The organism is Buchnera aphidicola (Rhopalosiphum maidis) (assembly GCF_003671935.1).
Classification (GTDB): Bacteria; Pseudomonadota; Gammaproteobacteria; order Enterobacterales; family Enterobacteriaceae; genus Buchnera; species Buchnera aphidicola_AL.
Window position 1 is genome coordinate 591,719 of sequence record NZ_CP032759.1, and the last position, 12,792, is coordinate 604,510.

12 protein-coding genes are annotated in these 12,792 nt (G+C 24.3%); 2 read left to right on the top strand and 10 right to left on the bottom strand.

Annotated features, from left to right (window positions below; all coding sequences use genetic code 11):
- Positions 1 to 3 precede the first annotated feature (3 nt).
- The 3 genes from sirB1 to prfA all read right to left on the bottom strand — a co-directional run bounded on the left by sirB1 (position 4) and on the right by prfA (position 2,884).
- The gene (gene sirB1, locus D8S97_RS02890; protein ID WP_158361532.1) at positions 4 to 813 is read right to left on the bottom strand and encodes an invasion regulator SirB1; all 810 of its coding nucleotides are present in this window, start codon (positions 811 to 813) and stop codon (positions 4 to 6) included.
- A 161-nt stretch (positions 814 to 974) separates the two neighbouring features.
- Positions 975 to 1,802 (bottom strand): peptide chain release factor N(5)-glutamine methyltransferase, encoded by an 828-nt coding sequence (gene prmC, locus D8S97_RS02895; RefSeq protein WP_158361534.1) that lies wholly within the window; start codon positions 1,800 to 1,802, stop codon positions 975 to 977.
- A complete protein-coding gene (prfA, locus tag D8S97_RS02900; RefSeq protein WP_158361536.1) occupies positions 1,799 to 2,884 on the bottom strand; it encodes a peptide chain release factor 1 in 1,086 nt (361 codons plus the stop codon). Before prfA ends, prmC begins: the two co-directional genes overlap by 4 nt.
- 336 nt (positions 2,885 to 3,220) lie before the next feature.
- On the opposite strand from prfA, the gene ispE reads away from it, so the two are divergent.
- Both ispE and D8S97_RS02910 read left to right on the top strand, forming a co-directional pair.
- The gene (gene ispE, locus D8S97_RS02905) at positions 3,221 to 4,096 is read left to right on the top strand and encodes a 4-(cytidine 5'-diphospho)-2-C-methyl-D-erythritol kinase (RefSeq protein ID WP_158361538.1); all 876 of its coding nucleotides are present in this window, start codon (positions 3,221 to 3,223) and stop codon (positions 4,094 to 4,096) included.
- Positions 4,097 to 4,169: 73 nt separating this feature from the next.
- A complete protein-coding gene (locus D8S97_RS02910) occupies positions 4,170 to 5,117 on the top strand; it encodes a ribose-phosphate pyrophosphokinase (protein WP_158361540.1) in 948 nt (315 codons plus the stop codon).
- 76 nt (positions 5,118 to 5,193) lie between these two features.
- Here the strand turns inward: D8S97_RS02910 and D8S97_RS03240 are convergent, their stop codons facing one another.
- The 7 genes from D8S97_RS03240 to nuoK form a co-directional block, all read right to left on the bottom strand.
- Positions 5,194 to 5,457, bottom strand: coding sequence for a CvpA family protein (locus tag D8S97_RS03240; protein ID WP_158361542.1), 264 nt, complete (start codon positions 5,455 to 5,457; stop codon positions 5,194 to 5,196).
- The gene (locus tag D8S97_RS03245; protein WP_158361544.1) at positions 5,457 to 5,654 is read right to left on the bottom strand and encodes a CvpA family protein; all 198 of its coding nucleotides are present in this window, start codon (positions 5,652 to 5,654) and stop codon (positions 5,457 to 5,459) included. Before D8S97_RS03245 ends, D8S97_RS03240 begins: the two co-directional genes overlap by 1 nt.
- Positions 5,655 to 5,772: 118 nt before the next feature.
- Complete coding sequence (gene folC, locus D8S97_RS02925) at positions 5,773 to 6,936, bottom strand: bifunctional tetrahydrofolate synthase/dihydrofolate synthase (protein ID WP_261789577.1); 1,164 nt, start codon at positions 6,934 to 6,936, stop codon at positions 5,773 to 5,775.
- Positions 6,937 to 7,552: 616 nt separating this feature from the next.
- The gene (locus tag D8S97_RS02930; RefSeq protein WP_158361547.1) at positions 7,553 to 9,013 is read right to left on the bottom strand and encodes an NADH-quinone oxidoreductase subunit N; all 1,461 of its coding nucleotides are present in this window, start codon (positions 9,011 to 9,013) and stop codon (positions 7,553 to 7,555) included.
- A 31-nt stretch (positions 9,014 to 9,044) separates the two neighbouring features.
- Positions 9,045 to 10,550, bottom strand: coding sequence for an NADH-quinone oxidoreductase subunit M (gene nuoM, locus D8S97_RS02935; protein WP_158361550.1), 1,506 nt, complete (start codon positions 10,548 to 10,550; stop codon positions 9,045 to 9,047).
- An 88-nt stretch (positions 10,551 to 10,638) separates the two neighbouring features.
- Positions 10,639 to 12,486, bottom strand: a complete 1,848-nt coding sequence (gene nuoL / locus D8S97_RS02940) for an NADH-quinone oxidoreductase subunit L (RefSeq protein WP_158361552.1) — start codon at positions 12,484 to 12,486, stop codon at positions 10,639 to 10,641.
- A complete protein-coding gene (gene nuoK / locus D8S97_RS02945; RefSeq protein ID WP_158361554.1) occupies positions 12,483 to 12,785 on the bottom strand; it encodes an NADH-quinone oxidoreductase subunit NuoK in 303 nt (100 codons plus the stop codon). The genes nuoL and nuoK overlap by 4 nt, the downstream gene beginning before the upstream one ends.
- Positions 12,786 to 12,792: the final 7 nt, after the last annotated feature.

Sequence of the window (12,792 nt, forward strand, 5' to 3'; positions counted from 1 at the left end):
TTTTTAATGTAATATCATTTTTTTTTGCTCAATAGCATGAATTTGCACTTTAATTATTTCACTAATAGGATCTTCGGGACAATTTTCAACAAAATAAATCAAATCTGTCAAAGCAACATGATTGCATTCTAAATTTGCATATATCAATCCTCTATCACGAATTTCATAGGGATCATTTGGATTGATTTGTAATAATAAATTACTTACTTTTAATGCTAATTCCATTTTTTTTTCTTCCATTAATGCTGATTTTAATGTATCTAACATTTTACGAACGACAGTAATAGATTCGGCTTTATATAAATCATTTTCATATAATTCCGCAGTTGGACTAATATTACCTTTTAACCATACTTCTAAAGTATGTTGATCTAAAATTTCTCCATTAAAAGGATTAATCAACCATTTTTTTTTATTTATCCAATCTGCTCTTAAAATCAATTGTGTAGGGAATACTACAGGATTTAATGGTAATTTTAATTCTTGTGCAATATATAAAAAAAGAACACCTAAAGAAACAGCAGTACCTTGACGAGTTTTTAAAACATTATCAATCCATAGAACATCTGAAAGTTTATATATACCGCTTGCAGCACCAAATCGCCAGTTTTGATAAAAAAGTTTTAGCAATTTTTTTAATTTTAAATTGGGTTCAATCTCAGATGAAATGTAATATTTCGCTTCTTTGACCTTATCATATAAATCAGAAATTACAGATTTTGTAGGAAAATCTTCTCTAATAACTTGAGAAGTTGCAATAATAGAATCGAGAAGCGACAATTTAGAAAAATTAATATTGGGAAAAGATTTCATATTATTATTTATAGCAATATTTTTATATAATAAAAAGTTTAAAATTATACGTAGATATATATTAATATATATTTTATGATAATGTAAAATTATATTTTTTATTTTTTTACATATTAAAACACTAAATCATTTTACTAAAAAATACTATTTTAGTAATTTTACTATTTTTTTTGACCAAGAGTAATTCGATCATTACCTCCATAATCTTTAAAAGATTCTATATAAAAAAAATTGTATTTTTTAAATAAAAATTGCACTTTCAACTTTTGTTTCCATCCGTGTTCAATTAACAACCAACCTTTATAAAATAAATGCTGCCTTGCTTGCTGTATAATTAACTCAATATCTAATAATCCGTCTTTTTTCGAAATTAATGCATTGAATGGTTCATAAAAAAGATCTTTTTTAAGTAAATTTATTTCTTTTATACTGACATATGGAGGATTACTAACAATAATGTGAAATTTTTTATTTATGTGAGAAAACCAATCGCTATAAAAAAATCGTACATTTTCTAAATTTAATTTTAACGCATTTATATTAGCTATTTTAAGCGCTTCATTTGAATTATCAACACCAGTAATGTCCCAATTAGAACAAATACTGGCTAAAGCTAAAGCAATCGCACCTGAACCTGTTCCTAAATCAAGGATAGATTCAAAATTTTTATTCATTCTAGACAATACTCTTTCTACTAGAATTTCCGTATCTGGTCTAGGAATAAGCGTTTTATACGAAACACATAGAGACAAAGACCAAAATTCTTTTTTTCCTATTATATAAGCTATAGGTTCACCTATAGATCTTCTGTAAATAAAATTATTTAATTTTTTACATTGTTTTTTACTTAGAATAATTTCGTCATTGATTATAATCGAAACACGCGTACATTTTAAAACATGGCTTAATAAAATCTCAGCTTCATATCGAGGATTATCACAATGAGACAACATTTTAGTTGCTTTTTTCAAAAAGTATCTTATATTCATAATTTACATTTAGATAAAGAAGAAAGCATATCTGCTTGATACTCTCTCATTATTGGATTAATAAGTAAATCTAATTTTCCCTGTAAAACTTCATCTAATTTATATATAGTAAGATTAATTCTATGATCTGTAATTCTATTCTGAGCAAAATTATATGTTCGATTTCTATCTGATCTTTCACCAGTTCCTAATAAAATTCGTCTCATAGATGAATTTTCTCTTTGACTTTTTTCTAGTTTATCAGCATATACACGAGCGGATAAAATAGACAAAGCTTTAGCTTTATTTTTATGCTGTGATCTTTCATCTTGGCATTCTACTACATTTCCAGTAGGAATATGAGTAATTCGAATTGCAGAATCAGTAGTATTTACATGTTGACCACCAGCGCCAGAAGAACGAAAAGTATCAATTTTTAAATCAGAAATTTTAATTTCTTCTTTTTCAGTTTTAGGTCTAACTGGCATAATAGCTACAGTACAAGTTGATGTATGAATTCTTCCTTGGGATTCTGTTTCAGGGACTCTTTGAACACGATGACCACCAGATTCAAATTTTAAACGACCACATGCACCTTTTCCTGTAATTTTAGCTATGATTTCTTTAAATCCTCCTCTTTCATTTTCACTTGAGCTCATTATTTCTGTTTTCCACATACGATTTTCGGCATAACGTGTATACATTCTAAATAATTCTCCAGCAAAAATTGACGACTCATCTCCTCCTGTTGCTGCTCTAATTTCAATAAAACAACTATGCTCATCATTAGGATCTATAGGTAATAACAATATTTTAATATTATCTTCTATTTTTTTTTTTTCTTTTTTAACTATAAAAAGTTCTTCTTCAGCTATCTCATGCATTTCTACATCATTAAATAATGAATTAATATTTTTAATATCACTTTCTAATTTTTCCCACTTAATAAAATTTTTAACAATTTCAGAAAGTTTTAAGTATTCTTTAGATAAATTCTTAAATTTCTCTTGATTTGATATAGTATCTTTTTGAGAAAGCATAATTTCAATTTCTTCATAACGATTTCTTAAAGATTTTAATTTATTAAAAATAGATGAATTCATAAAATATTATCCCGTTTATAATCTATCTTATAAATAATTTTGTTAATTTAAAATAATAGAAATTGTGCCATATTTACTACAAAAATCCTAAATATAGCAATTATGCACATTTAATACACTTTTTAATAAAAATTAAATTTAAAAAAAATAAAATATACAGAAATAAATTTTAATTAAATATCTTAGTAAAAAAGAGATGTTTTTAATGCAATTTTACAAAAATATCAAAATAAAAAATTTTTTCCATTAAAATGATTATATCATTTTTAACATTTTTCAGTATAATTTTAACCAATGTTAATATAAATACAATTATTTTAAGATATAAATATTAAAATGATACATACATGGCTATCTCCTGCAAAAATTAATTTATTTCTTTATGTAACTGGTATTCGTTCAGATGGATATCATTATATACAAAGTTTATTTCAATTTCTTAATTATGGTGACACATTAACAATTATTCCAAATAAAAAAGGTACTATTGAATTATTTACTGAAAATAATTCTCTTTTAAACGTGAAAAATAGCATCATTGTAGCGGCTGAATTATTAAAAGAAAAAGCATTTTATTCTTCGGGAAAAGAATCTTCTCATTTTGGAGCAGAAATTTTTTTAAATAAAAAAATACCTATCGGAAGTGGACTAGGAGGTGGTTCATCTAATGCTGCAACTACATTAGTAGTATTAAATAATTTATGGAAAACAAAATTCACTTTAAAAGAATTAGCTACATTAAGTTTAAAAATAGGCTCAGATATACCCGCTTTTATCATGGGAAATACGACAATTGTTGAAGGAATAGGAGAAATTTTACATCCTATTAATAGAGAAGAAAAATGGTATTTAATTGTTTATCCTAATATTCCAATGCTAACAAAAAATATATTTTCTAATTATTCTATTAAAAAAAACGCAAAAAAAAAACCGATTGATTTTTTATTAAAATCACAATTTCATAATGATTTTGAAAACATAGTTAAAAAAAAATTTAAGAAAATAAAAAAAATAATTTCTATGCTATCTCTTTATGCGCCTTCACGTATTACTGGAACAGGATCATGTATTTTTTCTGAATTTGATGACAAAAAATCTGCACAGAAAATATATTCTCTACTTCCTCATAACGTTCAAGGATTCATTGCAAAAAGTGTTAATATTTCACCATTGCATCGTGCTTTTTATAAAAGAAATATGCAGTTTTTTTAACTAAAAAATAGATTATCTTAATGTTGAAATAATTCAAAAAAAACACTTTTAAATAAAAAAAACAAGGTTTTTTATGCCAGATATGAAATTATTTGCTGGAAACTCCATTCCAAAATTAGCAAAATTTATTGCACATCGACTTTATATAAATTTAGGAAACGCAGCTGTAGGTAGATTTAGCGATGGTGAAATTAGTGTTCAAATAAATGAAAACGTTAGAGGTAGCGATGTTTTTATAATTCAATCTACTTGTTCACCTACTAATGATAATATTATGGAATTAGTTGTAATGGTAGATGCTTTAAGAAGAGCATCAGCAGGTAGAATTACAGCTGTTATTCCTTATTTTGGATATTCTCGGCAAGATCGCCGTGTAAGATCAGCGCGGGTTCCAATTACAGCTAAAGTGGTAGCTGATTTTCTATCCAGCATTGGAGTTGACCGTGTATTAACAGTAGATCTTCATGCAGAACAGATACAAGGTTTTTTTGATGTTCCTGTAGATAATGTTTTTGGTAGTTTAATTCTTTTAGAAGATATGTTGCAAAGAGAATTAAAAAATCCAATTGTTGTTTCACCAGATATTGGTGGAGTAGTAAGAGCTAGAGCTATTGCTAAACTTCTTTACGATACTGATATGGCAATTATAGACAAAAGAAGACCTCGTCCCAACATTTCTCAAATTATGCATATCATTGGCGATGTAGCAAATCGAGATTGTATTTTAGTTGATGATATGATTGATACAGGAGGAACGCTTTGTAAAGCAGCTGAAGCTCTTAAAGAGAGAGGAGCTAAAAGAGTTTTTGCATATGCTACCCATCCTATTTTTTCTGGAGAAGCATCAGAAAATTTAAAAAAATCTGTTATTGATGAAGTAGTTGTATGCGACACTATTCCATTACAAGAAAAAATTAGATTATTACCAAATGTAAGAACTTTGACGTTAGCAGGTATGCTAGCAGAAGCTATAAGACGAATTAGTAATGAAGAATCTATTTCTGCTATGTTTGAACATTAAAAAAATTTTTAAAATTAACTCTAATAATTCTAAGCACACTATATTTTTTATTAATGTGCTTAGCATTTAAAAAAAATCAAAAAAAAATTAATAATAGATAATCTTTAACATGAAATAAAAAATCAATTAATAAAGAATGCTTTAAATAATTCAAATAAACTAAATGATTAAAACAAAATATAAAAAAAAGAAGAAAAAAAACTAGTACAATTCCACGAACAAAACCAAATATACCTCCTAAAAAAACATTTAAATGTGACAATCCAATTGTTATAAAAATTTTTTTTATAAAAAAATTTAAAACAATATTTAAAATATAAAATATAAAAAAAATTATCATTACAAAAAAAAATTGTTTCTAATAAAAAATTTTGATTTTTTTAAATAAAAAGAACTAAAATAGTAATAATTACTGAAAAAATAAATGCTAAAAAATAAAAGAACAAAAGAAATTACTTCTTGAATAAAGCCACGGAATAATCCAAAAGAAACAGAAATAAAAATAATAAAAAGAATAACATAATCTATAAAAGTCATAATTTGTTTCCAAAATTATATTTTTTAATATAATGTTAATCTTCTATCTCTTTAATAGAGATAAATTCAGAAACAGTAATAAAAGAACCAAAGACTAAAATAATATCTTTTTTAGATATCACTTTTTTGATAGCTTTCCAACTATCATCAACACTATTAAAAAAAATGTATTCTGAACAGGTAATTTTTTTTTTAAACAGTTAATACTAGCACTACGATTTGTTTTTAAACATGAAGCATACCAATAGTGAATTTTTTTTTCTAATGTTCGAACAATTCCTGAAACGTCTTTATCTTTTAAAACACCAAAAATTGCATATATTTTGCCTTGTATATCTATTTCATCAATTTTTTCTGAAAGATATAAAGCAGCATTAACGTTATGAGCAACATCGAGAATAATGCGGGGGGAATTAAAAACTGTTTGAAATCTACCAGATAATTGAACTTTAGAAATAGTACTTCTTATTTTTTTTAAATTAACTTTTAATCCAGAATAAAATAAAGATGACAAAGCAATAGCTGTATTAGGTAATGGTATTTGAGAAATAGGAAGATTATACAATTGAACATTTGAATGAATAAAATCCCATGAATCAATTTTTTTTTTTGTCCAAAACCAATCTACATCAACTTTTTTTAAAATTGTTTTTTTTTCTCTAGCTATTTGATCAACAGAACATGGAATGTTTTTTTCTCCAATAACTGCAATTTTTCCTTTTCTAAAAATACCAGATTTTTCACGACCAATACTAAAACGATCTTTTCCTAAAAAGGAAGTATGATCAATTCCTATATTAGTGATAACAGATAAATCTGAATCTATAATATTAGTAGCATCTAAACGCCCTCCTAAACCAACTTCCAATATTATAATATCTAGAGAATATTGACTAAATAAAAATAATGCTGAAAGTGTAATGAATTCGAAATAAGTCAAAGAAACATTACCTTTTTCAGAATCTATAATAAAAAAAGAAAAAATATGGTCTTTTTCACTAAGCTGCAGTCCATTAACTCTAATTCTTTCACAATAATTTATGAGATGTGGAGAAGTATATAATCCTACTTTATAACCTGAATCTAAAAGTAATTTTTCTAACATTGCACAGGTTGTTCCTTTTCCATTAGTCCCCCCAATAGTAAAAAAAAAAGACTTTAAATTTAATAGACCTAATTTTTTTGCAATAAATTTTAATTCAAAAAGATTTTTTCTATCTTTTTTATCAAATTTTTCTAAATATTCAATCCACATAGAAAAAGTATATTTTTTTTTATACATATCTTTTACTTATTAAAAAATAAAAAAATTTTTATATATTTACTAAAAAATAGTAAGTAACATAAAAAAACTATATTTTTAACTACTATAAAAATAAATAAAATTTTATATTTTTTTAAAATTATTAATATTTTTTAAAGTTAAAAATCAGATTTATGAAAAACGCAGTAATAGCGACTACTAATATGGCAGAAAGGGTTAAAAAAACTGAAACAGAAAAACTTTGTTATTGATTTTTTCAATCGTATAAACATTAAAAAAAGTAATAACACTTATTAAATTATAGAAAAACTTTTTAAAAATTTTTTCTATAAATACATAGGTCTTAACCCTAAAGTAACAAAAAATTTTAAAGAAAAAAATAATAAAAACATCGTTACTAGCACAAAAAAGAAAAAATATTGTTTAGTAAAAATAAAATGTTATTCAATTTCATAAGAACAAGAAAAATATAGAGGATGAATATTTTTTTATATTATTAAAAATATACGTACTAATCATTAATACAACTAAAACTAAGGAAAAATAAGAATGAGATAAAAAATCATTAAAAATATTCTTATTATATTTTTTAATAGAACTGATTAGTTTAATATAAAAAAATTAAGTTTTTAAATTATTGCATGAATTTTATTAAATGTATCAATGGAGTAGGATATATTCCTAATATCAATAACATTATTCCAGAAATAAATACTAAAAATCCAGAGGGGCTCCATAACCAAAAATAAGATTTTTTTGTATTCTCAAGAAATAAGTATTTTGATGGATTTAAATACATATTGATAATTAATCTTAAATAACCGTACATACCTAGTATTGTACCAATTAAAAATGAAAAACCAATAGCCCATAAATGATGCTTTATAATAATAGAAAAAATAAAAAATTTTCCGAAAAATCCTAAAGTTATAGGGATCCCTCCTAAAGAAAGCAATACAATTGTAACTATGCTAGCTAAAAGAGGTTGTGACCAAAATAAACCTTTGTATAAATCAATTGAATCTATATCGTACTTATAAGAACTAGAAAATAAGTTAATAACACCAAAATACACTATATTTGTTAATAAATAGTTAAATAAAAAAATACCACTTATCTGTAAAGAAAAAAAGTACTCGTTTTTTGAAACAAGAAATATTATTAGCAAATAACCTAATTGTGATATGGATGAATAACCAAAAAACCTTTTAATATTTGTTTGAAATATAGCCATTAAATTACCAAATAATATTGAAAAAAAACTAATCAATGACAATATTAAAAATATTATTTTATGATCAAAAACTGAAAAATATGAAAAAAAATAAAGTAAAACACTAAAAATTGCAATTTTTCCAGAAACAGAAAAAAAAGATAAAACAGATGAAGGAGTTCCTTGATATATATCAGCTGTCCATAAATGAAAAGGAACCATGGATAATTTAAAGAAAAAAGACATTAATACCATAATTATACCAAATAAAATCATTATTTTTTCGCTATTTGATAAATCAGAAAATATTTGATATATAGATAAAAGACTAAGATTTCCAGAAATAGCATATACCCATGAAATACCAAGCAATAAAAAAGAAGAAGAAACACCAGATAAAATAAGATATTTAAAAGATGCTTCTAAAGAATACTTTTGAGAGCTAGAATAAGCAATTAAACCAAATATTGGTAAAGACATTAATTCAATACTAATAAATAAAGATGACATATGATTAGAAACAGTTAAAAAAACAGCACCTAAAGTTGAAAGAAGCGTTAACAAATAAAATTCTTCTTTATTAAAAGCATATTTTAATAACCAAGGATAGGAAAAAACACAAGTTGCAATACTAGAAATTATAATCATACCTGCATATAAGATAGAACGTTTAGTAATATGAAATAAACTAGTTATATCAATAGGTACTATAGAAATCAAAAAATATAATGAAGCAAGAGTAACTATTAAACTAATTATAGTAAAACAAGCAACAAAAAAATGATTTCGATTATAAGAAATAGATAAAATAACTATTACTACCGATAGTAGTAAAATTAAAAAAGGAAAAAGTGCTATTAATTCTTGTAGATTAATTATCATTATTAATCATAACCTTATCTTTAAAATAGAATTAGTACATTCTTTTTGAGAAGTTATATATAAAATGTATAGATTCAAACGAAGTATTTAATATTTTTTGAGGGGTTAAACCTAAAAAAATTAATACAAAAATCAATACTATTGATATCCAAAATTCTTTTATATTCAAAAAAATTTTTGGAATATCTTTTTGAGAAACACCATAGTAAATTTTTCGAATCATATTTAAAGAATAAATAGATGAAAAAACAATACTTATTGCTGCAACTATAGATATCAATGGACATTCTTTAAATATACCGAATAATATTAAAAATTCACCAATAAAATTCCCTGTTCCTGGAATACCTAAATTACATAATGCAAAAAATAAAGAAAAACCTGGAATCCAATAAACATTTGTCCATAAACCCCCCATTTTACTTATATCTTGTGTTTTTAGATATTTATAAATTTGACCTGATAAAATAAATAAGGCAGCAGTAGATATGCTATTAGATAAAATTTGAATAACTAAACCTTGCAAAGATATTTCGTTGCCACCATAAATAGCAATTAACATTAATCCCATATGAGAAATAGATGAATAGGCGATCAAACGCTTAATATTAACTTGAGAAAAAGCAACCCAAGCTCCATAAAAAACACTAAAAAAACCTAAAAAAATTGCTATAGGTGCAAAATGCTCTGTTGCATGAGGAAAAAGCATTTTATTATAGCGTAAAAGACCGTATGGAGCAGTTTTTAATAAAGCACCAATTATATCTACAGCACCACAATATGGAGATTTTTCATGAAAATCAGCCAACCATCCATGAAAAGGAACAATTGGCATTTTTATAATAAAAGCCAAAAAAAACCCTAACATAATAATGTATTCTATACTTTTATCAACTGGTTTCATAATCAATAAATCATAATTAAAAGTTAAAATATTATTATTTTTATAATAAGTTAAAACTAATAATAAAATTGATGCTAACATTATTAAACCTGATATTTGAGTATATATAAAAAACTTATTAGCAACATTTATACAATTTTGCTTATCTTCTTTTTTTTGACCCCATAATGAAATTAAAAAATACATTGGAATAAGTATAATTTCCCAAAAAAAGAAAAATAAAAATAAATCAAAAGCAATAAAAATACCAATCGTACCAGTTAAAACAAGCATAATATTTAAATAAAAAAAACCTTCATTTTTTTTTATTTCATTCCAAGAACATAAAATAGCTATTATTCCTAAAAATGAAGTTAAAAAAAGCATGATAATTGAAAAACCATCAACAGCAATATGAAATTTAATTCCAATGTTTGATATCCAAGGTAATATTAGTTCATAGCTTGCATGAGCATAACTTTTTACTTGGTAAGTATGATAATCTTCAAAAAACCATATTTTCATAACAATTAATAACGTTAATGCTATTCCTGTTATAGCAATCCAACGAGGAATATTTCTCTGAAATCTAAAAGAAAAAAATGAAAAAACACCACTAAGAAATGGAATTATAACTAATAAAGAAAGAAACATCAGATGTATATTCCTATTATTTAGTATATCTATATAATCAAAAAAAAAGATTTTTGAAATTTATAAAAAATTCGTTAAAAAAATATTTTTATAATAAAAAAGAACATAAAATTAAAATAAAAAATAAATTAATACCAATTAACATGGTTAATATGTAGTATTTTACATTACCATTAGCACTTTTTAATAAAACTAAATTAGTTTTTCTAATAAATTTAACAAAAAAATTAGAAAAAAAGTCAAATGGTTCGTAAGATAAGATTCTAGATATTAATAAATAAGAATTAATAAATAAAATTTTATAAAAAAAGTCAAAAAACCATCCATTTAGTAAAAAATAGTGAATTAATCGAATTATTTTCCATTCTAGAAATTGAAAAAACCAATTTGGTTTTTTAAGAAAAATATAATAAGAAATAAATATACCTAAAAAAGATATAAAACTAGATATTATTTCGTATAAAAGTTTACCATTTTCTAAATGTTGAGAAATTGGAAAAACATAAATAAGTGGTAATCTCATTATGAGATAACCAAATACAGTAGAAAGAAATAACAAAATTAATAATGGTACGTTATGTGCTAATCTCTTAGTAGAAAAAGAAAAAGAAATACTACTTCTATGAAAAATTACAAAAATCATTCTAAATGTATAAATAGATGTCAAAAAAGAACAGAACAAACCAATTAAAAATAGATTCACATAACCATTTTGTAAAACACTGAATAAAATGTTTCCCTTGCTGTAAAAACCAGCTGTAATTAAAGGAAAAGAAATCAAAGAGGCACCTCCGACTAAAAAAGAAGCATACAAAAGAGGACACTTTGAACTCACATTACTCATCTTAAATATATTTTTTTCATTATTACAGAATAAAATTAAAGAACCTGAAGATAAAAATAATAATGCTTTAAAAATAGCATGAACAATTAAATGAATAATTGCTGCAGTCCATGCTTTTACACCTAAAGCTAAAAACATATATCCTATTTGACTCATAGTAGAATATGCAAGAATACGTTTTATATCTTTTTGAACTAAAGCTGAAAAACTAGAAATAAATATTGTTATTATACCAATAAAACTTATAAGATATAATATTTTAGGAGTTAACAAAAACAAAAAATGTGTTCTTGCGATTAAATAGACACCAGCTGTTACCATAGTAGCAGCATGTATTAAGGCAGAAACAGGAGTAGGACCAACCATAGCGTCAGATAACCAAGTATGCAACGGCAACTGTGCTGATTTTCCAATTACCCCTATTAACAAACATAGTGTAAGAAAATTAAAATTAGAAAAATCTTCTATATTCAAAAATTTTGATAAAAACTTAATTTCTTGAAAATTAAAAGTACCATATTTAGTATATATTAAAAAAAATGCAATTATTAAAAATACATCTGAAATTCTAGTTAAAATAAATGCTTTAAGAGCACAAGAATTATTATTAGAGGTCTTGTAATAAAAACCAATCAACAAATAAGAACATACACTTACAATTTCCCATCCTACATACATGAAAATAAAATTATCTGCTAAAACTAATAATGACATCCCAGCTATAAATAAATTAGTATATGCAAAAAATCGAGAATAACCCTCTTTACCTTCCATATACCAAGTAGAAAAAATATGTATTAATAATCCTATTCCTAGGATCATAGTTAACATACTTAAAGATAATCCGTCTAAAATTAAACTAAAATCTATATTTAGTTCATTAATAGAAATCCAACTGCATAATTTTTGAGTAAAAATTTGATATGAACGATTTGCAAAATTCGTAATATAAAAACAAGTTGTCATAAATGAAAAAAATATTGAAGATATACCTATAATAGCTGTATTCTTTTCGGAAATAGATCCCTGTATAAGGGATAAAAACAAAAAACTTATTAATGGAAATAAAATTATCAAGAAAATAATATTCATCCACTCATCTCGCTTAAAACGTTAATGTTTAGTGTTTTTTGACGTCTATAAAGCTTTAGTAATAACGCTAATGCTATACTGGCTTCAGATGCAGCTAACGTAATAGCAAGTATATACATTATTTGACCATCAGACTGTTTCCAATAACTTCCTACTACTACCAATGCTAATGCAACAGCATTCATCATTATTTCTAAACTAATTAACATAAACAGTACATTGCGACGAACTATAAGAGATGTCAAACCTAAAGTAAATAATATTAACGATAAAAATAAACCATGAAATAAAGAAATCATAAAACAT